Raw genomic sequence first — 21,894 nt, 5'->3', positions numbered from 1 at the left:
CATGGCCGATCCCGAGAACCGCAGGTTCCACGTCGTCGCCGTGGTGCTCGCGCTCGTCGCCGGCGTGGCGGGCCACGGGGTGACGTCGCCGCATCCGCGAGCCTGGCTCTTCGCCGTCGTCGCCGCGTTCGCCGTGCTGGTCCCCGCCGAGGTGGCGTACTTCGTGCTGAACGGCGGGCGGCGGCGGCCGGAGCGTGAGGGACGGCAGCAGCCGCGGCCCGCCGCCGCGTTCGATCACTACAGCCTGCTCGGCCGCGCGCTGACCGCCCTCAGAACGGTGAAGCCCGGTGAAAAGGAGCTGTTGGAGGCGCTGCAGCGAGCGGTGGAGGTGCTCGAAGACCACGACGGGGTGAACACGCCCGCTGTCGTCGAACTGCGGGTGACGGTGAAGCAGACGGCCGAGAAGCTGGAGCGCCACGCGCGCGACGAGAACCCGGATCCGGTCATGCTCGGACTCCGCCTCCAGGTGTTGCGGGACAACGTCGAAGACGCGACCGCGGCGGTCGAACCACGCTGAGTGTTCGGTGGCGAACAGACTACGGCCGTGCGTCATGCTGATCTGACACCATGCCGTTGATCGGGCGCCGCGTTGTCGAGGGCGTGGAACATGTGGTCGTACCGGTGGAGCACCGGTTCAGCCTGGAGGAGGCCGTGCTGGCGGTGATGGCCGCCAAGAGCACCGTGCGGCCCTCCCCCGGGATAAAGGTCGCTCCGCTGAAGGTCTCAGAGGTACGGTCAGCGCTGTTGTATGCGGCGAAGCACGCCGACAGGCGACACCAGATCGTGGACAGTTACTTCGTCGAGGCCGAAGACGGACCGTTGCATCGGCTGGCCGAGTGGATCAGGTCAGAGCTCGTGCGGCTGGGCATCTTCACCACGCACGACGGTTCCGCCGCCGGATCGGGTGGTCGATTCGGTTACTCTCCGCGATAGGTGTTCACGACTGCCTGGGAGGGTGTTTCGTGGGTTTGGGCCCGGAGGCCGCCGAAGAAAGAGAACGTCCGTTCCTGGAGCGGCTGGACGAACCCGTCCGTGCGCGGTTGCTGGAAATGGGCACCCCGCAGACCTACGAGAGCAGACAGGCGCTGATGCGGGCGGGTGAGCCCGGCGACTTCGTCATGCTGCTGCGGCACGGCTACGTGAAGGTGACCAGCGCCGATCGGATGGGGGCGACGGTCATCCTCGACGTCGGGGTCCCCGGCGATCTGCACGGCGAGATCGCGGTGATCGCCGGTGGCATCCGGATGGCCGACGTCGTCGCCATCGAGGAGGTCCACGTCCGGCGGATCGCGGCGAGCGAGTTCAACCGGTTCCTGCTGGACCATCCGTCGGCGATGCGGGAGGTGCTCGTCAGCGTCGCCCGCCGGTTCGTGCTCGCCCAGCGTCAGCGGACGCAGTCGTGGAAACCGCAGGCGGTGGCGCGGGTCGCGACGCGGTTGGACTACCTCGTCGACGTCTGTGGCATCCGGACTCCGGCCGGCTGGCGGATCGGGATCCCGCTGAGCCAGGACGAACTCGCGCAGTTCATCCCGATGGGCCGGACCATGGTCGCGCAGGCACTGGACAAGCTCCGGAAGGCGGGAGTTGTGGCCAGTTCGCGCCGTGCGATCACCGTGATCGACCGTGACGCATTGCGGGTGATCACGGAAAAAGGTGTGACTTAGCTCACTGGCGTTGACCATGGCGTGGTCAGGTTCTGTTCGGTTCCGAACAGAACTTCCGGTGAAGAGTGGGAACACTGCAACCTGCCCGCCAGTTTTCACCGATCAGGGGAGGGGTCGCAGAGATGCAGGTGCTGACCTCAGGTCATTACAACGCGCACACCCATGCCGTGCTCGCCGTCGACATCGTCGGTTCGTCGAAGGCCAGTGATGACCTGCTGGACCCGATGAAGACTGAGATGGAAACGCTGGTTTCCCGCTCCTTCAACGCGGTCGGGCTCGCGCCGGGGGACGCACGGCATTTCCGGGAGACCGGGGACGGACTCATGGTCGCGTACCCGGACCGGGCCGTCGGGCAGCTCTGCGAGGTCGTGTTCCATCTGGACCACCTGCTGCGCACCCGCAACCGCTACGCCCGGGTCCCGATGCGAGCCCGCGTCGCCGTCCACATGGGACCGATGGCGGACAACCACCGTTACCACCGCACGTACATCACACTGACCCGGCTGCTGTGCGCGTCGACCTTCAACGACGCCGTCGGCTACTGGTGCCGCCTCGACCCGACCGGCGACAAGTTCGGCGCCGGGATGATCGTCTCGCAATCGGTGTGGCGCAACGTGGTCGAGCCGTTCAGTGTCGCGCTGGTCCCGCCCGCTCGCTGCGGCCGGATCAGCGTCACCACCCCGGATTTCGCCGACAGCGCCTGGATCCACCTGCCGGGTCTGGACGCCGACGCCGTACTGGCCGAAGTGAACCCGGCCATGCCCGCGCCGCTCGTGTTCGACCGCGTGAGCAGGTTGTCGACGACGGCCTAGCCCCAGACCGGGCGGCCCGGCCTCCAGGGAGGGAGGGCCGGTCCGCTCGCCGGTTTCTGGCCCGGTACCCCTACGCCGGGCCAGAAACCGGACCCCCGGCGCGGGGGGTGGGGGCGCGGGTCATCCCCGCCGCGCCCCCGCAATTCCCAAGTGTCGGGAAAGGGTCTTTCAGGACGAAAAACGTCCTGAAAGACCCTTTCCCGACGCGAGGTTCCGCTCCTGCGTGCGGCCCGCCCCCTCATGTTGCGAAAGCCACTTTCGCAACCTTCAACGTTGCGAAAGTGGCTTTCGCAACGCTGGACAGCGCCTCCCGGCCGAGGGCCGAAGGGACCATCCTCGCCACGCCCCGCAATTCTCAAGCCCGTGAAGGCCTCCTTCCCTACTTTGAGAGTAGGGAAGGAGGCCTTCACGGACGGACGGCAGCGCTACTGGCGGCAGCTCTTACCGCTGTTGATGCACTTCACGAGCTGGTTCATCAGGCACTGCGACATGACGTTCGCGAAGTCGTCGTGGTCGGAGCGCGGGTTGTGCTTCTCCTGCGCGAAAGCGTCGACCGCGTAGTGACCGTCGCGCTGGACGTCCAGCGGGATGTCGTAGGTCAGCGTGATCCGCAGCTGCGGCACGTTCTTGAAGCCGCGCGGGCATTTCCCGTTGCGGTCGGAGAACACGATATGCGTGCGGTGGTTGGCGCTGTCGGTGTTCTTCCCGTCCCAGCAGTTCGGGAACGAGTGGACACGCGTGACCTTGCTGCCCTGCGGGCAGATCGGGTACAGCTCGGTGAGCCGATCCTCGAAGCCGCTGCAGGTCCAGCTGGGCCGGGCGTTGGCCGGGCCGTTGGTGGACTGCTTGGCGTCGCCGTAGAGCACGCGCAGGAACTTCGGCATCGCGACGACGCGGCGGGCGCCGCCACTGGTGAAGGTCAGGTCCACCTTCGCGGGGCGCTGGATCTCACCCTTGTTGTCGCCGATCTCGTTGTTCTCGTTGGCGGGCGGAAGATCGGCGGCCTTACCGTCGGCCTTCTTCTGCTCGACGTCGCCGGCCTTGACGACGCTGCTGTTCTCGCCGCCGTTGTCGAGGCCGCCTTCGCCGTTCTGCTTGACCGCGCAGCCGGTGAGCTGGTCCTCGGGCTTGGCGATCGGTTTGCCTGCCTGCTTCATCTGGTCGCCGATCTTCTTGATCGTCGACTTCCGCTGGTTCTTCAGGTCGTCGAGCACCTGGGCGGCCTGTTTGCCTTGCGCCAGCTGGTTGTTCGCGTTGTCGACCTCCTGGTCGATCTTGATGAGGTTTTCGTTGACCGCGGCCATGGCCTGGTCGGGGACGTCTTCGAGTTCACTGGCGACGTCGGGGCAGTCGGCCTGCGGCGAGGCTTCGTCCTTGGCCGCGTTCTCGCGGTCCGCGGCGAGCTTTTCCTCGTTCGCCGCCGCGTTTTCTTCCTCTTCCTCGGCGTTGATCCGGATGACCGGCCAGAAGTAGGCCGACTTGTCACCGTTCTTGCAGGTGGTGCCCGCGCGGGAAAGGCTCTTGTTGTTCGAATCCGCGTTGGTCGAGAGGTTCCCGACATAGTCGTGGAGATGCTCGGCTCCATTGCGGACACCGGGCTGCGCGATGAAGTTGTCGCCGTTGAAGTGGCCGTTCTCGTTACGGCCGCAGTCGACGGTGAACGTCCCTCGGGCGCCTCGTTTCGCGAGGTCGAGGTTGACGTTGTTGCCGCGAGGGACCTTCGCGATGTCGATGAAGAACGACTTGTCCGCGCTGTCGGCGCTGGCCGTGTCGGGGGTTCCGGTCGTGTTCACGACGACGATCCCGCCGACGGCGAGAGACAGCGCGATGGCGCCGGTGGCGACCTTGGTGCGGCGTGCCATGCGGTGGCGGCCGGCGGTTCTTTGGTTACGGGGCATGAAATTGTTCACCTCGTTCGGTGTCGTTGCGCGGGGCCCGGGGGATGCGTCACCGGCATCACCGGCGTCACTGACCCCGCGTTGGCTGAAACGGCCCCAGCGCACGACCGGTTCAAAACGCGATCTCGCCGTTATCCTTTCGTTATATTGAGACGAGGTGATGCTCCGCACACGTACAGCGACAAGAGGTGGTTCAAACGGATGACGAAAGAAGACCCGGCCTCGGGGCAGTCGAGGCCGGGTCTTCCTGGTGTTCCCGCAGGTCAGGCGTCCACCTTGTCCTTGGGCTCCGCCTCGTCGGCGGTGGGACGGGTCGGTAGGAAACGCTTGATCAACGGGAAGAACAGGATCAGCAGGATGATCGCGTAGACCACGATCGAGAACGGGGTGTTGAACAGCCCGCCCAGGCTGCCGTCGCTCAGTTGCAGCGCGCGCCGCATCTGCTGTTCGGCGGCCGGGCCGAGGATGACGCCGATGATCGCCGGCAGCACCGGAAGGCCGTAGCGGCGCATCGCGAAACCGAGCAGGCCGATCACGAACATGACCAGCAGATCGAAGATGTCCGCGTTCACCGCGTACGCGCCGACGCTGGCGAAGAACAGGATGCCCGCGTAGAGGTAAGGCCGCGGGATCCGCAGCAGCTTCACCCACAGCGGCGCCAGCGGCAGGTTCAGCACCAGCAGCAGTGTCAGGCCGACGAACAGCGAGGCGATCAGGCCCCACACCAGCGAAGACTCCCGCTCGAACAGCAGCGGTCCCGGCTGGATGCCGTACTGCTGGAACGCCGCCAGCATCACGGCCGCGACCGCGGTGGTCGGCAGGCCCAGCGTCAGCATCGAGACCAGGGTCCCGGCGGCGGACGCCGAAGCGGTCGCCTCCGGACCGGCGACGCCTTCGATGGCGCCCTTGCCGAACTCGTCCTTGTGCTTCGAGAGCCGCTTTTCCGTCACGTACGAGAGGAACGTCGGGATCTCCGCGCCACCGGCGGGTACCGCGCCGAACGGGAACCCGATGAGCGGTCCGCGCAGCCACGGCTTCCACGTCCGCTTGAGGTCGGAGCGCGAGAGCCACGGCCTGCCGACCGGGATCGGTTTGAACGCGTTGCGCCGCAGATGCGCGGCGACCCACAGCGACTCGCCGACCGCGAACAGCGCCACCGCGACGATGACGACGTCGATACCGTCGGCCAGGTGCAGCGAGCCGAAGGTCAGCCGCTGCTGGCCGGTCATCTCGTCCAGGCCGACCAGGCCGATGGCGAGCCCGATCAACAGCGACGCCACGCCGCGGATCCGGGAACTGCCGAGCACCGAGGTGACCGCGATGAAGGCCAGCACCATGATCGCGAACAGGTCCGGCGCGCCGATGTCGACGGCGTACTTCGCGATCAGCGGGGCCAGGACGACCAGGGCGATCGTGCCGAGGATGCCGCCGACGAAATGCCCGATCGCGGCCGCGGCAAGCGCTTGCGCCCCGCGTCCCTTGCGGGCCATGGGATTGCCGTCGATGGCCGCGACCACCGCCGCGCTCTCACCCGGGGTGTTCAGCAGGATCGACGTCGTCGAGCCGCCGAACATCCCGCCGTAGTAGATGCCGGCGAACATGATGAACGCGCCGGTCGGCTCCAGGCCGTAGGTCACCGGAAGCAGCAGGGCCACCGCCATGGCCGGGCCGATCCCCGGCAGTACGCCGATCGCGGTGCCCAGGAGAACGCCGATCGCCGCCATCGCGATATGGGTCGGCGTCAGCGCGGTGCCGAAGCCGTCGATGAGTTGCTGAAGCATCAGAACACCTCCATCAACGGGCCACCGGGGAGCGGGACACCGAGCAGGTTGTTGAAGATCAGGAAGGTCACGACGGACATGCCCGCCGCGATCAGCGGGTCACGGACCAGGTTGCGGCTGCCGAGCGCGTATGCCGCGCCCCAGAACAGGATCGCGCCCGAGATCGGGAACCCGACCAGCCCGATCAGCGCGGCGTTGGCCAGGAAAGCGCCGCACAGCAACAGGACCGTGCGCATGTCGGCGGGCTCGGTGAGGTCGATGTCCTCGCCGCCTTCGGCCTCGCCCTTGCCGCCGCGCAGCACGTCGCGTGCCAGCAGCACGGCGACGATCAGCAGCAGCGAGCCGACCAGGATCGGCACCGCCTTCGGCCCCACCGGGCCGCGCTGGGCGAAGTCGGTGGGAATGCTCAGCGCGTCGGTCAGCACCAGCACGCCGAGTGCCAGGAGGACCACGCTCACCCCGAGTTCGGAGCGCTCCTTCAGCCACGTGGTCGTCATGCCAGACCCAGCTCTTTCAGCACCGTTGCCACCCGAGTGTTCTCCTCTTCGAGAAACGAACCGAACTGCTCCCCGGGTGCGAATGCCCCGGTCCATCCGTTGCGCTGCAACGCTTCCTGCCACTGCGGCGTCTTCTGCAGCCGGTCGAACAGGCTCACCAGCTTCTGCCGGTCGGACTCGGTGATGCCCGGCGGCGCGACGATCCCGCGCCAGTTGGTGAACTTCACGTCCACACCGGACTCCGAAAGCGTCGGCGCGTCGATCCCCGGGATCCGCTTCTCGCTGGTCACCGCCAGCACCCGCAGCGTGCCCGCCTGGATCTGGTCGCGGTATTCGCCGACCCCGGAGACGCCGAACGCGACCTTGCCGCCGAGGACCGACGCGAGCAGTTCCCCGCCGCCGTCGAACTGCACGTAGTTGACCGCCTTGGGCGCGAGCCCGACCGCCTTCGCCATCAGCATCGGCGCCAGGTGGTCCGGCCCGCCGGGCGACGAACCGCCACCGACCTGCACACCGCCCGGATCGGCCTTCCAGGCCGCGATGAGCTGGTCGATCGTCTTGTACGGCGAGTCCTTGCCGACCACGACGATGTCCGACTCTTCGATCAGCTTCGCCACCGGCGTGGTGTCGAGCAGCGAGGACGGCGACTTGTTCGTGAACACGCTGCCGACGACGCCGAGTCCCATGGACATGACGAGTTTGCCGTTGCCGCGTTCGGCTACCGTCCGGCCCAGGCCGACCGTGCCGCCGGCGCCGGGGAGGTTGAAGACCTCCGCGTTGCCGAGCAGGTCCGCGTCCTCCATCGCCTTGGTCGCCGTGCGGGCCGTGATGTCGTAGCCGCCGCCGGGCGCGTTGGGGACGAGCACCCGCATGGACCGGATCTGCGCGCCTTCGTCGGCCTCGCTGCCCGGGGTGAGCAAGGGTGGCACCAGCAAGACGGCGACAAGCGCCGCCGCGATGGCCAACCAGCTACTGGGCTTCACTGTGATCCCCGCCTCTCTGCCGCGTGGTTGGACATGTTGCACTCGTGTAAACAGAGATGTCCCGCTTGCGGGCCTAAGGGTTGTTTTGTTCTTTCTGGTCACACGGAGGTGGCGCATGGGTGCTCGAGGTTCGCTCGCCCGTCAGCTCCTCGTGTGGCAACTTGTCGTCGTCGTATGCCTACTGTGCGCGGTCGGCGTGCTGGCCGTCGTCCAGGCGGGGAACAACTTCCGCACGACCGAGGGACGGCGGGCGCTTTCGGTCGCGGAGAGTGTCGCCGCGCAAGGCGTCGTGGGCGACCTCGAGAACGGCCCGTTCGAACTGAACGCGCCCGCGGAGACCGCGCGGAGCTTCTCCGGCGTGGACTCCGTGGTGATCGCGGGAGCGGACCGCTACGTGCTCGCGTCACCGGATCCGGGTCAGGTGCGGACACTGCTCGACATCGGGGAAAGCACTGTCCTTTCTGGACGCTCCTGGGTCGGCGAACTCGACGGCTCGATCGTGGCGCACGTCCCGGTGCTCGACGCGAAGGGCGCCAAGGCGGTCCGCATGGTCGCGGTGAGCTCGAAGTCGCCGGGCTTCTTCGCCGGCGTGCTCGACTCACCGGACAACGCCCTGCGAGTACTGGGTGTCGCGCTGGTGATCGGCGTGAGCGGTTCGCTGCTGCTGGCCCGCCGGGTCAAGAACCAGACGCTCGGCCTGGAACCGCACGAGATCACCGCGCTGGTGGAAAACCGGGAAGCGCTGCTGCACGGCATCAAGGAGGGTGTCGTCGGCCTGGACCCGAAGCACCGGATCACGCTGGTGAACGACCACGCCCGCGCGCTGCTGGCGTTGCCGGAGGACGCCGTCGGCCGGTCGGTCGAAGACCTCGATCTCAACGAGCGGATCCGCGACGTGCTCACCGGACGTGCGACCGGCGCCGACCAGATCGTGTTGCGGCAGGGGAAGGTGCTGACGCTGAACCGGATGCCGATCGACGTCCGCGGCGCCGTCGTCACCCTGCGGGACCGCACCGATCTCATGACGCTGCGGGACGAACTCGACGCCAGCAAACACGCCACCGACACCCTGCGCGCGCAGGCGCACGAATTCAGCAACCGCCTGCACACCATCTCCGGGTTGCTGGAACTCGGGGAATACGAAGAGGTCCGCGGCTACGTCAGCCGGATCAGTTCGGCGCAGGGGGAGTGGCGCGCGGAGGTCGGCTCGCGGATCGGCGATCCGGCGGTGGCGGCGCTGCTGATCGCGAAGGCGTCGCTGGCCGCCGAGCGCGGTGTCGGACTGCGGATGGCTCCGGACAGCGAACTGGACCGCGTCGAGGACGCGCTGTCCACGGATCTGGTGACGGTGCTGGGAAATCTCGTCGACAACGCTTTGGACGCGCTGAGTTCGAGCAAGCAGCGGGGCGAGCGTGGCTGGATCGAGGTCGGCGTACGGCAGGAGGATGAAGAAGTGCGTGTGGAGGTCCGCGATTCCGGGCCCGGTGTCGCCCCGGAAATCGCCGAAGAGGTGTTCGAGCACGGGTTCACCACCAAGGCCGCGGCGCACGGGCAGCGTGGGCTCGGGCTGGCACTGATCCGGCAGGCGTGCGTGCGGCGGGGCGGTTCCGTCGAGGTGCACAACGAGGATGGCGCGGTGTTCACGGCAAGGCTTCCGCGATGATCCGGGTACTCGTCGTCGACGACGACTTCATGGTCGCGAAAGTCCACAGTGGATACGTCTCCCGCACGGAGGGGTTCGCCGTCGTCGGGGTCGCGCACACCGGCGCCGACGCGATCCGGCTGGCGCGGGAACTGAAACCGGATCTGGTGCTGCTGGACGTCTATCTCCCCGACCTCGACGGGCTTTCCGTGCTGCGCGAACTGCGGGCGACCGAGGAGGTCGACGTCATCGTGATCACCGCCGCCACCGATGTCGAGACCGTGCGGCAGGCGATGCGGGGCGGGGTGCTGCACTACCTGATCAAGCCGTTCGAGTACGCGTCCCTGCGGGATCAGCTCACCCATTTCGCCACGCTGCACCAGCGCCTCGATCGGCTCGCCGAGGCCGGACAGGCCGACGTCGACCAGGTCTTCGGCGCACGGCCGAGCGCGAAACCCGTGCTGCCCAAGGGACTCACCGCCGAAACCGCGCGACTCGTGGAGACCGCGCTGCGTGGTGCGGAAGGCGGGATGTCCGCCAGCGAATGCGCCGAGGCGACCGGCGTCGCGCGGGTGAGCGCGCGCCGGTACCTCGAGCATTTCGTGGCGACCGGGAAGGCCCGGGTGAACCTCAAGTACGGCGGGACGGGGCGGCCGGAGCGGCGCTACCTGTGGTCGTGAGTGACAAAAAGGGGATCTCTTCATCCGCGATCTGCCGGGAGGCGGTGTTGCGAAAGCCACTTTCGCAACACTGAACGTTGCGAAAGTGGCTTTCGCAACGCCGCACCTGACGCGATCGCAAGTAGTCGACCAACTGCGACGGTCAGGCGAGTAGATCGTTCAGCTCGCCGTAACCGACGGCCTCCTCCAGGCGCGAGTAAGTGCCGGTCGCGAACAGTTCCCGGGCGCTTTCCCGCGCGACGGCGTAGGCGGCCTGGCTGATCCCGGAACCGACGCTCACCCGCGCGACGCCGAGTGCGGCCAGTTCCTCGACGCTGGGCGCGCCGGGGTGGGCCATCACGTTCACGGGTGCGTCGATGCCTTCGACGAGTGCGGTGATCACGGCGGGGTCGGTGGCGCCGGGGACGAAGATCCCGTCCGCGCCCGCCGCGAGGTAGGCGGCCGCGCGTTCCAGCGTCTCGGGCACGCCGCCGAGGCCCCGGAGGAACGTGTCGATCCGCGCGTTGATGAACAGTTCCTCGCTCGCCGCGCGGGCCGCCGCGATCCGCGGGACCACCTCTTCGGGCGGGCGCGGACCGTCTTCGATGTTGACGCCGACGGCGCCCGCGGCCACGACGGCGGCGACGGTTTCGGTGACCCCTTCCGGCGTGCTCGCGTATCCGCCTTCGATGTCGGCGGTCACCGGAACCCGCACCACGCGGGTGATCCGCGCGATCAGGTCGACGGCCAGGTCACCGTTCAGCAGATCCCCGTCGGGTGTGCCGAGGCTCCACGCCACCCCGGCGCTGGTGGTGGCGATCGCCGCGGCACCGGCGTCCTCGATGAGCCGGGCGCTCGCGACGTCCCAAGCGTTGGCCAGCACCAGCGGGCTCGACGGGACGTGCAGGGAACGGAACAGCCGGGCGTTGTCGGTCGTCATGGCGGTCAGTCCAGCAGTCCCGGGGCTTCGGGGTCTGGCGGATTCGCGACATCGACGTCAGCGCTGCCGGGGTGCGGCCGCCTTGAGTCCGGCGATCAGGCTTGAGAGGCCGTACTCGAAGGAATCGGCCGGATCCTCGTCGTGGTCGATCAGGGACTCGTCCTCGGCGTACTGCTGCTCGTCGATCGCGCAGCCGAGGGTGTACCGGCTGATGGCGAGGATCGCGTACGTCGAGTCCACTTCGGAGAAACCGGCTGCCAGCAACGGTTTGATCAGCGGTGTCATCGCGGACTGCTCGGTCGGGCGGGAGCCGGCGTGCAGGCGGGCCCCGTCCCGATAGGACAGCAGCGTGCGGCGGATGGTGCGGGCGCGGCGGGCGAGCCACTCGGCCCAGTCGTCCGCCGACTCGGGATCGTCCAGCAAGGACAGTTCGTCGTCCAGCATGGTTTCGGCCATTTGGTCCAGCAACGCCTGCTTGCTCTTGAAATGCGTGTACAGGGCGGGACCCTGGACGCCGAGCTTGTCCCCGAGTTTGCGCAGGCTCAACCCGTCGAGCCCGACCTCGTCGAGGAGTTCGAGCGCGGCTCGAACGTAGCCATCCCGTCTAACGACCATGGGCACACTTTCGCCGGTCCATATCGGACTTGACAACCCGGGTGAATCTTATCATCGTTAAGATCTTAACAGTGATAAGAATGGTGATCGGATGATCGGGCGCGACAACGAAGAACGCATCACGCCGGCGTTGTGGGAGATGGCGTCGATCCTGACCCTCGGCGGGTTCCTGTCGATGTTCACGTCGACCGTCGTCAACGTCGCGCTCGGCGCGATCGCCGCGAAGCTGGACGCGCCGCTCGCTACCGCGCAATGGATCGCCACCGGTTATCTGCTCGCGCTCGCCGCGATGGTCCCGGTGAGCGGCTGGGCGAGCCGCCGGTTCGGCGCGACGAGACTCTGGCTGGTGTGCGTCGGCCTCTTCGCGGCGTTCTCCTCGCTCTGCGCGATGGCGACGTCGATCGAGGCGCTGATCGTTTTCCGTGTCCTGCAAGGGGCGGCGGGCGGGCTGCTGGTCCCGGCGGGCCAGATCCTGTTCGCAATGGCGGCGGGACCGAAGCGGCTCGGCCGGATGATGACCGTGCTGAGCATCCCGATCTCTCTCGCGCCGGTGCTCGGCACACTGTCCGGAAGCCTGCTGGCCGCGGGGCTATCGCGCTGATCAGTGTGGTGCTGGGCCGGAAATGGTTACCGGCTCAGGCGCCTGCCGGGGCGCGATCGCTGGACTGGCCGAGTCTGCTCTCGGCCATGACGGGGTTGCCATCGCTGGTGTACGGCGTGGCCGAGTCAGATCCGGTCTCGACCATCGCGGGCGTGGTCCTGCTCGCCGCGTTCGTCATCACGGCGTCGCGGTCGCGCGACCCGTTGCTCGATCTGAGACTGTTCCGCGACAACGGCTTTTCCTCGGCCGCCGCGGTGATCTTCGGAATGGGGATCGCCTTGTTCGGCGCGATGATCGTGCTTCCGCTGTACTACTTGGACGTCCGGCAGGAGAGTCTCGTCGCCACCGGTTTGCTCACCGCGCCGCTCGCGCTCGGAACGGTGGCGGCGTTGCCGCTCGCACTGCTCACCGGGACGGACGACTATCGGTGGCTCTCGCTGGTCCAGATCGTCCGCGGTTGCGGGATCGGCCTGACCACGACCCCGGCGCTCGCGACCGGACTGCTGATGGTGCCCCGGGAGAAGATTTCCCACGCGATGCCGATCTTCGCCATGTTGCAACGGATCGGCGCTTCGTTCGGGACGTCGATCCTGACCGCGATCGTCTCCGCGCGGCTCGTGGCCGCCCCGGGAACCGCGGCGGCCATCGCGGACGCACACTGGTGGATCGTCGGCGTCACCGCGATCGTGGTGATCCCGTCGTGGATTCTCGTCCGGACCGAGGCCCGTCTCCGTCGTGGCATTCGGGACACCGGGAGGGGAACGCCGTAGGCTCGGCTGAATGAGCACGGCATCCACCACGGAGCATCCGATGGTCGAAACCCGGCACCAGACCCAGTTGCTCACCTTGCTGCGGGACGAGGGCCCGATGTCCCGGGTCGAGCTGGGGGAGCGGCTGGAGCTGCCGCGTGCCCGGGTGGGTGCGGAGGTGGCGCGGCTGGCGGAGGTCGGCCTGGTCGAGACGGCGGGTCCGTCGGCGAGCCGCGGCGGCAGGCGTTCGACGCTGGTGCGGCTGGCGGGTGACCTCCGGGTGCTGTCGGTCGACGTCGGCGCGACGTCGGTCGGGGTCGCCCTCACCGACGCTTCGTGCGAGGTGCTGGTGCACACCGTCGAGGATTGCGACGTCCGGCAGGGTCCGCACGCGGTCCTGAAGCGGGTCGCCGCGCTGGCGGAGAAGATCCGCGCGGACGAGCCGGGCAAGCTGATCGCCGCCGGGATCGGCCTGCCGGGTCCGGTCAGTTTCGCCGAGGGCATGGCGGTCGCGCCGCCGATAATGCCCGGCTGGGACCGGTTCTCCGTCCGTGACCATCTCGGCGGGCTCCTGCGCTGCCCGGTCACCGTCGACAACGACGTGAACTCGATGGCGCTCGGCGAACGGCATGCCGGCGTCGCCCGCTCGATCGACGACCTCGTGTTCGTCAAGATCGGTACCGGCATCGGCTGCGGGATCGTGCTCGGCGGCAAGGTCTACCGCGGGGTCGCCGGAACCGCGGGCGACATCGGGCACATCCGGCTCGACGACTACGGCCCGACCTGCGCCTGCGGCGAGGTCGGCTGCCTCGAGGCGTACTTCGGCGGCGCCGCGCTTGCCCGCGACGGGCTGACGCTCGCCCGCAGCGGACGGTCGGTGTACCTCGCCGACGTCGTCGCGGAGCGCGGCGCGATCACCGCCCAGGACGTCGGCCGCGCGGCCGCTTCGGGCGACTTCGGCGCGGTCAACCTCATCCGCGACGGCGGACGGCGACTCGGCCAGGTGGTCGCGTCCCTGGTCAGTTTCGTGAACCCCGGCATGGTCGTGATCGGCGGTGGCGTGGCCCAGCTCGGGCACCAGCTGCTCGCCGAGATCCGCAGCGCCGTCTACCGGCGGTCGCTGCCGCTGGCGACCGGGAACCTACCGATCGTGCTGTCCGAGCTCGGCGACACCGCCGGCGTCATCGGGGCCGCTTGGTCCGCTACGGACCGGGCCTTCACCCTCAGTAGCTGACCGCGCCCGTCCGCCCTTCCCACCCGCGCTATGAACGACCCGTTCCTTGCAAAATTTGCAAGGAACGGGTCGTTCATAGCGCGGGCGAGTCGAGCTTCGGTGGCACGGTGAGCGTCCACCTGATTCCGATTAGTAACGTCAAGATCGTGCAGACTTTCGCTCGCAAAGTACGAAAGTCTGCACGGTTTGGAACGGCTATTCGGGTGACGGAGGGCATTTCTGTCTTGTTGTCACCTTGACGAGTGACAGCTGTCACCCTACTTTCGCTGGCTAAGTAACAAAGTTTGTTACGGCCGATTCGTAAGTGAGGGCAGTGTGGCCGCGACTGATCCCGGGCAGCTGGACCCGGTCAGCCCACGCACGGCGAACCTCGCCGCGCTCCTGCGGGCGTTGCGTGCGGGGCCGCTCTCGCGTACCCAGCTCGCGGCGCGTTGCGGGATCACCAAGGCGGCCGTCTCCGGTCTGATCACCGAGCTCTCCGAACGTGGCCTGGTCCGCTCCGCCGGACTCCAGGCGAGTGGCAACGGCAGGCCGAGCCAGCTGGTCGAGCTGAACGGCGCCAGCGCCTACGGGCTCGCGCTCAGCGTCGAGGCCGATCGGTTCGCCGCCGTCGTCACCGATCTCGACGGGCGCGTCATCGCCGAGCGCACCGAGACGGCCGACGTCGCCGCGCTCGGACTCCACCGGAGCATGGACGAACTCGCCTTCCTCGCCGGTCAGGTGCTGCGCGACGAACAGCCGGTCGGCGTCACCGTCTCGGTCCCCGGCCTGGTCGACTCGGCCGCCGCCGTGCTCCGGTTCGCACCCACTCTGCGCTGGCGTGACGCCGAGATCGCCGATCTGCTGGCCGCGCGGCTCGGGTTGCCTGCCGACGCGATCGCGGTCGACAACGAGGCCAACCTCGGCGCGGTCGGCGAGGCGGTCGCCGGGATCGGTGCCGGGGTGCGCGAACTCTTCTACCTCAGCGGCGGGATGGGTGTCGGCGGCGGACTCGTCTCCGGCGGCGCGGTCCTGCGCGGCGCCCGCGGGTTCGCCGGCGAGGTCGGGCACATCACCGTCGACCCGTCGGGTGAGCAATGCCAGTGCGGTCGCGTCGGCTGCCTGGAGACCAAGGCCGGGCTCAACGCGGTGCTGCGCGGCGCCGCGTCGCCGGGCGACCCGCTGCACGATCCCGCGCTCGGCGTCGACGGCCGGGTCGGGCTGCTCAAACATCGCGTGCAGCGCGGCGATCAGCGCGCGGTCGCGGCGGTCTCGGAACTCGGGGTCGCACTCGGTATCGCGGTGTCCACTGTGGTCGATGTCCTCGACCCGGACGTCGTCGTGCTCGGCGGCTACTTCGCCGAACTGGGCGAGTGGCTGGTCGAGCCGGTACGCCGCGAACTGTCCGCACGGCCGCTCGGCCACGAACCCGCCTGTCGCGTCGTGACGTCACCGCTGGGTACCACCGCCCCGTTACGCGGCGCCGCGCACCTTGCCACCGAACGGCTTTTCGCCGATCCGACGCTCGTTCCGCTTGCCACCGAGGCCGAGGAGGCGCCGGCATGACTCTGCTTTCCGTCCGGGGGATCGTGAAGACCTTCCCGGGGGTGCGTGCGCTCGACGGGGTCGACTTCGACGTCGAACCCGGCGAGGTGCACTGTCTCCTCGGGCAGAACGGCGCGGGCAAGTCCACGCTGATCAAGGTCCTCGCCGGGGCACACCGCCCCGACGAAGGCGAGATCACCTGGCAGGGCGAGGCGGTCACCCTGCCGTCGCCGGTCGCCGCGCTGAAGATCGGCATCGCGACCATGTACCAGGAACTCGACCTGGTGCCCGGCCTTTCCGTGGCGGACAACATCTTCCTCGGCCGTGAACGTTCGTCGTTCGGCTTCACGAAGATCAGCGAATCCCGCGCCATGGCCGCCAAACTGATGGCCCGGCTCGGGCATCCGGAGATCACACCGTCGACCGAGGTCGGCAAGCTCTCCGCCGCGGGACAGCAGCTGGTCTCGATGGCACGGGCACTCGCGTACGACGCGAAACTGCTGGTGATGGACGAGCCCACCGCGGCGCTGGCCGGGGAAGAGGTCGACAACCTGTTCCGCATCGTCGGCGAGCTGACCGCTGAGGGCGTCGCGATCATCTACATCTCCCACCGGCTCGAAGAACTCCGCCGGATCGGGCACCGCGTCACCGTGCTCAAGGACGGGAAGACCGTCTCCACCGGGCTCGACGCGAAGGAGACGCCGACCTCGGACCTCGTCGCGCTGATGGCGGGCCGCAAGGTCGAGACCGTGTTCGGCCCGCGCCACCAGGAGCATGTGGACCCGGACACCGAGGTCCTCAAGGTGGAGAACCTGACCACCGTCGGCGAGTTCGAGAACGTCACCTTCACCGTGCACGCCGGAGAGGTCGTCGGTATCGCGGGTCTCGTCGGATCCGGGCGCAGCGAACTGCTGGAGACGATCTTCGGTGCGCGCAAGCAGGACGCGGGCACGGTTTCGGTCGACGGCGCCGTCATCCGGCCGGGCAGTGTGTCCGCGGCGGTCAAGGCGGGAATCGGCCTGGCGCCGGAGGAACGCAAGAGCCAGGGCCTCCTGCTGGACCTGTCCGTCGCGCACAACGTGACGCTGGCCAGCCTCTCCAAGTACGCGAATTTCGGCTTCTCGGATCGCTCGCGCGAACTGGAGGACGCCGGGGAAAGCCTGCGGCGCCTCGATCTCCGGCCCGCCGACCCGCAGCGGATCATCCGCACGCTCTCCGGTGGCAACCAGCAGAAGGCGGTGCTCGCGCGCTGGCTGGTCCGCGGCTGCCGGGTGCTGCTGCTGGACGAGCCGACGCGCGGGGTCGACGTCGGAGCGCGGGCCGAGCTATACCGGCTGATCGCCGAACTGGCCGCGACCGGGGTCGCGATCGTGCTGGTCTCCAGCGAGATCCCCGAGGTACTCGGATTGTCCGACCGGGTGCTGGTGCTGCGTGAAGGACATGTCCTGGCTGAAAGGCCGTCTGCGGAGCTGACAGAGGCGGATGTGCTCGACGTGATTCTCGAGGGGAGTGCGGCGTGACTGACCAAGCCGAGTCGGTGCGTACGGGAAACGCCGTGGAACCCGTACCACCTAAGGAAAACCGAAGGAACTTCTCACTGGATTCCCGGCTGCTCGCGCTGACCGGGGTGCTGGTGATCCTGTGCGTCGTCGGCCAGGTGACCCGGCCCGACCAGTTCTTCACCGAAGGCAACATCTCCACGATCCTCCGGCTGGCCGCGGCCATCGGCGTGGTCAGCGTCGGCATGACGTTCGTGATCATCGCGGGCGGTATCGACCTCTCGGTCGGGTCGATCGTGGCACTCTCCAGCGTCTGGCTGACCACACTGGCCACCCAGTCCTACGGCCCGTTCGTGATGATCCTCTGTGGACTCCTGGTCGGCCTGGGTTGTGGTCTGGTCAACGGACTCCTGGTGTCCTACGGGAAGATCGTGCCGTTCATCGCGACACTCGCGATGTACGTCTCGGCCCGTGGGCTCGCGGAACGCATCAGCGGCCGCCGTACGCAGGTCGTGTCCGACGCCGGTTTCCTCGAGTTCTTCCGCGGTGACCTGCTCGGCATCCCGGTGCTGATCTGGATGTTCGCGCTGGTGTTCGCGGTCGGCTGGGTGGTGCTGAACCGCACCACGTTCGGCCGCCGCACCTACGCCGTCGGCGGCAACGCCGAGGCGTCCCGGCTGGCGGGCATCAACGTCAAGCGGCACACCGCACTCGTCTACGGCGTCGCCGGCCTGTGCTGCGGTATCGCCGCGCTGATGGTCGTCGCCCGCACCACCGCGGGCGCCTCGACCAACGGCATGCTCTACGAACTCGACGCCATCGCGGCGGTCGTCATCGGCGGCACGCTGCTCACCGGTGGCCGCGGCTCGCTCATCGGCACCCTCATCGGCGTGCTGATCTTCACCGTGCTGTCCAACATCTTCACGCTCAACAATCTGGACACCGACATCCAGAACATCGCCAAGGGCGTGATCATCGTGCTGGCCGCGCTACTGCAGTTCCGCTCCGTCAAGAAAACCAAGACGAGTACTTGATCACCGTGGATGGAGAGTCGTCATGACCGAACAATCCCTGCACCGTCGCCGATTCCTGCTGGGAGGCGCCGCGGTCGGAGCGGGTGCGCTGCTGACCGCGTGCACCTCGAACGAGGCACCGGCGCAGAACAACGCCGCCAACGTCGCGAACGCCGGCGCCAACTCGCAGCCCGGGAACCCGGTCACCATCGGGTTCTCGGCGCCCGCCGCCGACCACGGCTGGATGGCGGCCATCACCAAGAACGCCCGCGCGCAGGCGCAGAAGTTCAGTGAGGTCACGCTCAACGCGACCGAGGGCACCAACGACGTCAACCAGCAGATCTCCCAGGTGGAGACGCTGATCAACGCCAAGGTCAACGTCCTGGTGATCCTGCCGTTCGACGGCAAGGCGCTCACCGCCGTCGGCCAGCAGGCGATGGACGCCGGTATCCAGGTGATCAACCTCGACCGCGTCTTCGACACCCCGCTCGCGTACCGCACCTGGATCGGTGGCGACAACTACCGGATGGGCGTCAACGCCGGGAACTACATCGCCCAGCAGTTGAAGGCGAAGAACATCGCCAGCCCGGTCATCGGCGAGGTCGCGGGTATCGACTCGCTGCCGCTGACCCAGGAACGCAGCAAGGGCTTCAAGGACGCCTTGGCGCGTCAGGGTTTCGCCGTCGGCCCGCGGGTCTCGGCGCAGTTCACGCCGGAGTCGGGTGAGCAGCAGACGTCGAACCTGCTGCAGTCGGCGCCGAAGCTGGACGCCCTCTGGAACCACGACGACGACCAGGGTGTCGGTGTCATCGCGGCGATCAACAACGCGAACCGCAAGGACTTCCTGATGGTCGGCGGCGCCGGTTCGAAGAACGCGATGAACCTGATCAAGTCCGACGCCGAACCGCTGAAGGCGACGGTGCTCTACAGCCCGTCGATGGCTTCCTCGGCGATCTCGCTCGCGCGGCTGCTGGGCCAGAACAAGGGCGCCGGGGACTTCGCCGAGCACGAGATCCCCGCCGAGATCACCACGTACTCCGCGGTGGTCACCAAGGAGAACGTCGACAAGTACATGGACGTCGGTTTCGACTCCTGATCCAGCACTCCCGACACACGCACGCGGACCTAGGAGGGGCATGAGCACGGCAAGGGAAACGATCGGGATCGGCATGGTGGGCCACGCGTTCATGGGTGCGGTGCACTCGCACGCGTGGCGCAGCGTGCACCGGTTCTTCGAACCACCGCTGATCCCGAGACTCGCCGTGCTCGGCGGCCGTGACGAGGTACGGGCGAAGGCCGCGGCGGAGCGGTTCGGCTGGGAAGACGTCGAGACGGACTGGCGTGCGCTGATCGCCCGCGACGACGTCGACCTGGTCGACATCTGCACGCCGGGTGACAGCCACGCCGAGATCGCGATCGCCGCGCTCGAAGCCGGGAAGCACGTGCTGTGCGAGAAGCCGCTGGCCAACACCCTCGCCGAAGCGGAGGCGATGGCCGAGGCCGCCGCGAAGGCCCGGGCGAACGGCGTCCGGTCGATGGTGGCGTTCAACTACCGCCGGGTGCCCGCGCTCGCGCACGCCAGGAAACTGGTCGCGAGCGGGGCGCTCGGCGAGATCCGCCACGTGCGGTCGGTCTACCTGCAGGACTGGCTGTCCGACCCGAACTCGCCGATGACGTGGCGGCTGCACAAGGACAAGGCGGGCTCGGGGGCGCTGGGTGACCTCGGCGCGCACATCGTCGACGCCGCCCAGTTCGTCACCGGCGAGTTCGTCACCGGGGTTTCCGCGCTGACCAACACCTTCGTCAAGGAGCGGCCGGACGGCGACGGCGGTACCGGGCAGGTCACCGTCGACGACACCGCGTTGTTCCTCGGCCGGTTCTCCGGCGGGGCCGTGGCGAGTTTCGAGGCGACGCGGTTCGCGCTGGGCCGCAAGAACGCGATGCGGCTGGAGATCAACGGGTCGAAGGCGAGCCTCGCGTTCGACTTCGAATCGATGAACGAACTGTCGTGGTTCGACGGTGGCCAGCCCGCCACCGAGGCCGGGTTCCGCCGGATCCTGGTCACCGAACCGGAGCACCCGTACGTCGGGGTGTGGTGGCCACCGGGGCACCTCCTCGGCTACGAGCACACCTTCACCAACGAGGTCGCCGATCTGCTCACCGCGATCGGCGAAGGCACCGATCCCGCACCGTCCTTCGAAGACGGGTTGAGGGTTCAGATGGTCCTCGACGCGGTCGAGCGCAGCGCCGCCGACGAGGCCCGATGGACCGCTGTGCCCGGCGTCACTGCGGAGGGGAGTAACTGAGGAGTAGATCCAGCCGAAAGTCGCATGGACGTACATCACTGCGACTAGGTTCGATCCGAAACGTCCGATCATCCGAAGAGAAGCACCCGTTGGACGTTCCGGGTTTGGAAAGGTGGAGAAATGCCTGCTGACGAGCGTACTGGCATCTGGTTGATCGGCGCGAGGGGGTCTGTTGCCACGACCGCCGCGGTGGGCCTGCTGGCCCTTCGCGCGGGAGTGACCGGCCCGTCCGGCTGTGTGACCGAGCTGCCCGCGTTCGCCGGGGTGCCGTTGCCGGGCTGGGACGATCTGGTCCTCGGCGGGCACGACATCGTGCACACCCCGCTGGAGAAGCGCGCCGAACAACTGGCGCACGCCGGCGTGTTCGGACACTCGGTGTTCGCCGCTGTCCGGTCCGGGCTGGCCGAAGTGGACGCCGAGATCCGCGACGGCTACCACCCGGCGACGCATGCGGGTGCCCAGGCCGACGCGGCCGCGCGGCTGACCTCGGACATCCGAGCTTTCGCCGACCGGCACGACCTCGCGCGGGTCGTGGTGGTCAATGTGTCCTCCACCGAGGCCCCGTGCCCCCACCTTCCCGAACACGACGACCTCGGCCTGCTCGAAACGGCGCTCGCGGACCCGACGCGGGCGGTGCTCCCTTCCAGCTCGCTGTCGGCCTACGCGGCACTGAAGGCCGGTAGCCCGTACGTCGAGTTCACGCCGTCGGCCGGGATCACCCTGCCCGCGCTGGGACAGCTCGCGGAACGGGAAGGCCTGCCGTACGCGGGTTCCGACGGCAAGACCGGCGAGACCCTGCTCCGTACCGTCCTCGCGCCGATGTTCAGCGCGCGGGCGCTGAAGGTCCGCTCGTGGGCGGGCACCAACCTGCTCGGCGGCGGCGACGGCGAGACCCTGGCCGACCCGGTGACCGCGAACAGCAAGCTGGAATCGAAGGCCCGCGGGCTCGCGGCGCTGCTCGGCGAGGACGTCACCGCGCCGCTGCACATCGACAACGTGCCCGACCTCGGCGAGGTCAAGACCGCTTGGGACCACGTGTCGTTCGAGGGCTTCCTCGGCGCGCGCATGAGCTTGCAGTTCACCTGGACCGGCTACGACTCCGCGCTCGCGGCGCCGCTGATCCTCGACCTCGCCCGCCTGGTCGCCTCGGCGCACGCCGACGGCCGGAGCGGTGCGCTGACCGAACTCGGCTTCTTCTTCAAGGACCCGCTGGGCAGCGACGAACACCGCTTCGCCGAGCAGACCGCCCGCCTGATCACCTGGGCGGGAACCCTGTGAAGGCCTACATCGAACTCGTCCGCGCGCCCGCCGCGCTGACCGTGCTCGGCGACACGGTCGCCGGCTCGGCCGCCGCCGGGCTCAGGATGACCGGGCGACGGCTGCTGCTGCCGTTGTCGTCGGTCGCCTTCTACTGGGCCGGGATGGCCCTCAACGACTGGGCGGACCGGAAGCTCGACGCCGTCGAGCGTCCCGAGCG

The 21,894-nt window shown here is 68.4% G+C and carries 21 protein-coding genes and 1 pseudogene; 16 read left to right on the top strand and 6 right to left on the bottom strand.

Annotation, left to right across the window (positions count from 1 at the left end; translation table 11 throughout):
* Window position 1: 1 nt before the first annotated feature.
* The 4 genes from H5J31_RS19085 (at window position 2) to H5J31_RS19070 (ending at window position 2,476) form a co-directional block, all read left to right on the top strand.
* Window positions 2–517, top strand: a complete 516-nt coding sequence (locus H5J31_RS19085) for a hypothetical protein (protein ID WP_181773952.1) — start codon at window positions 2–4, stop codon at window positions 515–517.
* Window positions 518–567: 50 nt separating this feature from the next.
* On the top strand, window positions 568–933 hold the full coding sequence (locus tag H5J31_RS19080) for a hypothetical protein (protein ID WP_181773951.1): 366 nt from the start codon (window positions 568–570) through the stop codon (window positions 931–933).
* Between the two features lie 29 nt (window positions 934–962).
* On the top strand, window positions 963–1,664 hold the full coding sequence (locus tag H5J31_RS19075) for a Crp/Fnr family transcriptional regulator (protein WP_181773950.1): 702 nt from the start codon (window positions 963–965) through the stop codon (window positions 1,662–1,664).
* A gap of 122 nt (window positions 1,665–1,786) precedes the next feature.
* Window positions 1,787–2,476, top strand: a complete 690-nt coding sequence (locus H5J31_RS19070) for a hypothetical protein (protein ID WP_181773949.1) — start codon at window positions 1,787–1,789, stop codon at window positions 2,474–2,476.
* A gap of 425 nt (window positions 2,477–2,901) precedes the next feature.
* On the opposite strand, the gene H5J31_RS19065 is transcribed toward H5J31_RS19070, so the two are convergent.
* The 4 genes from H5J31_RS19065 to H5J31_RS19050 form a co-directional block, all read right to left on the bottom strand.
* Window positions 2,902–4,338 (bottom strand): DUF1996 domain-containing protein, encoded by a 1,437-nt coding sequence (locus H5J31_RS19065; protein WP_181773995.1) that lies wholly within the window; start codon window positions 4,336–4,338, stop codon window positions 2,902–2,904.
* A gap of 299 nt (window positions 4,339–4,637) precedes the next feature.
* Entirely contained in the window at window positions 4,638–6,155 is a 1,518-nt protein-coding gene (locus H5J31_RS19060; RefSeq protein ID WP_181773948.1) for a tripartite tricarboxylate transporter permease, read from the bottom strand.
* Window positions 6,155–6,652 (bottom strand): tripartite tricarboxylate transporter TctB family protein, encoded by a 498-nt coding sequence (locus H5J31_RS19055; RefSeq protein ID WP_181773947.1) that lies wholly within the window; start codon window positions 6,650–6,652, stop codon window positions 6,155–6,157. Before H5J31_RS19055 ends, H5J31_RS19060 begins: the two co-directional genes overlap by 1 nt.
* Window positions 6,649–7,617, bottom strand: coding sequence for a Bug family tripartite tricarboxylate transporter substrate binding protein (locus H5J31_RS19050; RefSeq protein ID WP_181773994.1), 969 nt, complete (start codon window positions 7,615–7,617; stop codon window positions 6,649–6,651). Before H5J31_RS19050 ends, H5J31_RS19055 begins: the two co-directional genes overlap by 4 nt.
* Window positions 7,618–7,750: 133 nt before the next feature.
* On the opposite strand from H5J31_RS19050, the gene H5J31_RS19045 reads away from it, so the two are divergent.
* Together H5J31_RS19045 and H5J31_RS19040 are read left to right on the top strand one after the other, a co-directional pair.
* Window positions 7,751–9,298 carry a sensor histidine kinase gene (locus tag H5J31_RS19045; RefSeq protein ID WP_181773946.1) on the top strand — a complete coding sequence of 516 codons (1,548 nt, stop codon included), beginning with the start codon at window positions 7,751–7,753 and terminating at the stop codon, window positions 9,296–9,298.
* Window positions 9,295–9,957, top strand: coding sequence for a response regulator (locus H5J31_RS19040; RefSeq protein ID WP_181773945.1), 663 nt, complete (start codon window positions 9,295–9,297; stop codon window positions 9,955–9,957). The genes H5J31_RS19045 and H5J31_RS19040 overlap by 4 nt, the downstream gene beginning before the upstream one ends.
* A gap of 142 nt (window positions 9,958–10,099) precedes the next feature.
* Here the strand turns inward: H5J31_RS19040 and H5J31_RS19035 are convergent, their stop codons facing one another.
* Together H5J31_RS19035 and H5J31_RS19030 are read right to left on the bottom strand one after the other, a co-directional pair.
* Entirely contained in the window at window positions 10,100–10,876 is a 777-nt protein-coding gene (locus H5J31_RS19035) for an isocitrate lyase/PEP mutase family protein (RefSeq protein WP_181773944.1), read from the bottom strand.
* Window positions 10,877–10,933: 57 nt separating this feature from the next.
* A complete protein-coding gene (locus tag H5J31_RS19030) occupies window positions 10,934–11,491 on the bottom strand; it encodes a TetR/AcrR family transcriptional regulator C-terminal domain-containing protein (protein WP_181773943.1) in 558 nt (185 codons plus the stop codon).
* A gap of 91 nt (window positions 11,492–11,582) precedes the next feature.
* Here H5J31_RS19030 and H5J31_RS39885 point away from each other — a divergent pair, with 91 nt between their 5' ends.
* The 10 genes and pseudogenes from H5J31_RS39885 to H5J31_RS18985 form a co-directional block, all read left to right on the top strand.
* Window positions 11,583–12,092 (top strand): MFS transporter, encoded by a 510-nt coding sequence (locus tag H5J31_RS39885; RefSeq protein WP_236005260.1) that lies wholly within the window; start codon window positions 11,583–11,585, stop codon window positions 12,090–12,092.
* An 86-nt stretch (window positions 12,093–12,178) separates the two neighbouring features.
* Entirely contained in the window at window positions 12,179–12,862 is a 684-nt protein-coding gene (locus tag H5J31_RS39880) for an MFS transporter (RefSeq protein WP_236005259.1), read from the top strand.
* A 10-nt stretch (window positions 12,863–12,872) separates the two neighbouring features.
* Window positions 12,873–14,075: an ROK family transcriptional regulator gene (locus tag H5J31_RS19020; protein ID WP_181773942.1), complete on the top strand. Its 1,203-nt coding sequence runs from the start codon at window positions 12,873–12,875 to the stop codon at window positions 14,073–14,075.
* Window positions 14,076–14,390: 315 nt separating this feature from the next.
* Window positions 14,391–15,620: an ROK family transcriptional regulator gene (locus tag H5J31_RS19015; protein WP_181773941.1), complete on the top strand. Its 1,230-nt coding sequence runs from the start codon at window positions 14,391–14,393 to the stop codon at window positions 15,618–15,620.
* Window positions 15,617–17,119 (top strand): sugar ABC transporter ATP-binding protein, encoded by a 1,503-nt coding sequence (locus H5J31_RS19010; protein ID WP_181773940.1) that lies wholly within the window; start codon window positions 15,617–15,619, stop codon window positions 17,117–17,119. The genes H5J31_RS19015 and H5J31_RS19010 overlap by 4 nt, the downstream gene beginning before the upstream one ends.
* 35 nt (window positions 17,120–17,154) lie before the next feature.
* The gene (locus H5J31_RS19005; protein WP_181773993.1) at window positions 17,155–18,132 is read left to right on the top strand and encodes an ABC transporter permease; all 978 of its coding nucleotides are present in this window, start codon (window positions 17,155–17,157) and stop codon (window positions 18,130–18,132) included.
* Between the two features lie 22 nt (window positions 18,133–18,154).
* A complete protein-coding gene (locus H5J31_RS19000) occupies window positions 18,155–19,207 on the top strand; it encodes a substrate-binding domain-containing protein (RefSeq protein ID WP_181773939.1) in 1,053 nt (350 codons plus the stop codon).
* Between the two features lie 40 nt (window positions 19,208–19,247).
* Window positions 19,248–20,417 carry a Gfo/Idh/MocA family protein gene (locus H5J31_RS18995; protein WP_181773938.1) on the top strand — a complete coding sequence of 390 codons (1,170 nt, stop codon included), beginning with the start codon at window positions 19,248–19,250 and terminating at the stop codon, window positions 20,415–20,417.
* Window positions 20,418–20,537: 120 nt separating this feature from the next.
* On the top strand, window positions 20,538–21,695 hold the full coding sequence (locus H5J31_RS18990; protein ID WP_181773937.1) for an inositol-3-phosphate synthase: 1,158 nt from the start codon (window positions 20,538–20,540) through the stop codon (window positions 21,693–21,695).
* Window positions 21,692–21,894 (top strand): annotated as a pseudogene (locus H5J31_RS18985) (SCO3242 family prenyltransferase); the annotation flags it as partial. The gene H5J31_RS18990 and the pseudogene H5J31_RS18985, both read left to right, overlap by 4 nt.

The organism is Amycolatopsis pittospori (genome assembly GCF_013870525.1).
Classification (GTDB): Bacteria; Actinomycetota; Actinomycetes; order Mycobacteriales; family Pseudonocardiaceae; genus Amycolatopsis; species Amycolatopsis pittospori.
Note: the sequence above shows the minus strand (reverse complement) of the source record. Positions and strands in the feature narration are given on the sequence as shown.

Bases quoted from the DNA above. Each gene is read 5' to 3' on its own strand.
- H5J31_RS19085 (WP_181773952.1), top strand. From the start codon at position 2: ATGGCCGATCCCGAGAACCGCAGGTTCCACGTCGTCGCCGTGGTGCTC.
- H5J31_RS19080 (WP_181773951.1), top strand. From the start codon at position 568: ATGCCGTTGATCGGGCGCCGCGTTGTCGAGGGCGTGGAACATGTGGTC.
- H5J31_RS19070 (WP_181773949.1), top strand. From the start codon at position 1,787: ATGCAGGTGCTGACCTCAGGTCATTACAACGCGCACACCCATGCCGTG.
- H5J31_RS19065 (WP_181773995.1), bottom strand. From the start codon at position 4,338: ATGGCACGCCGCACCAAGGTCGCCACCGGCGCCATCGCGCTGTCTCTC.
- H5J31_RS19060 (WP_181773948.1), bottom strand. From the start codon at position 6,155: ATGCTTCAGCAACTCATCGACGGCTTCGGCACCGCGCTGACGCCGACC.
- H5J31_RS19055 (WP_181773947.1), bottom strand. From the start codon at position 6,652: ATGACGACCACGTGGCTGAAGGAGCGCTCCGAACTCGGGGTGAGCGTG.
- H5J31_RS19045 (WP_181773946.1), top strand. From the start codon at position 7,751: ATGGGTGCTCGAGGTTCGCTCGCCCGTCAGCTCCTCGTGTGGCAACTT.
- H5J31_RS19040 (WP_181773945.1), top strand. From the start codon at position 9,295: ATGATCCGGGTACTCGTCGTCGACGACGACTTCATGGTCGCGAAAGTC.
- H5J31_RS19035 (WP_181773944.1), bottom strand. From the start codon at position 10,876: ATGACGACCGACAACGCCCGGCTGTTCCGTTCCCTGCACGTCCCGTCG.
- H5J31_RS19030 (WP_181773943.1), bottom strand. From the start codon at position 11,491: ATGGTCGTTAGACGGGATGGCTACGTTCGAGCCGCGCTCGAACTCCTC.
- H5J31_RS39885 (WP_236005260.1), top strand. From the start codon at position 11,583: ATGATCGGGCGCGACAACGAAGAACGCATCACGCCGGCGTTGTGGGAG.
- H5J31_RS39880 (WP_236005259.1), top strand. From the start codon at position 12,179: ATGACGGGGTTGCCATCGCTGGTGTACGGCGTGGCCGAGTCAGATCCG.
- H5J31_RS19020 (WP_181773942.1), top strand. From the start codon at position 12,873: ATGAGCACGGCATCCACCACGGAGCATCCGATGGTCGAAACCCGGCAC.
- H5J31_RS19010 (WP_181773940.1), top strand. From the start codon at position 15,617: ATGACTCTGCTTTCCGTCCGGGGGATCGTGAAGACCTTCCCGGGGGTG.
- H5J31_RS19000 (WP_181773939.1), top strand. From the start codon at position 18,155: ATGACCGAACAATCCCTGCACCGTCGCCGATTCCTGCTGGGAGGCGCC.
- H5J31_RS18995 (WP_181773938.1), top strand. From the start codon at position 19,248: ATGAGCACGGCAAGGGAAACGATCGGGATCGGCATGGTGGGCCACGCG.
- H5J31_RS18990 (WP_181773937.1), top strand. From the start codon at position 20,538: ATGCCTGCTGACGAGCGTACTGGCATCTGGTTGATCGGCGCGAGGGGG.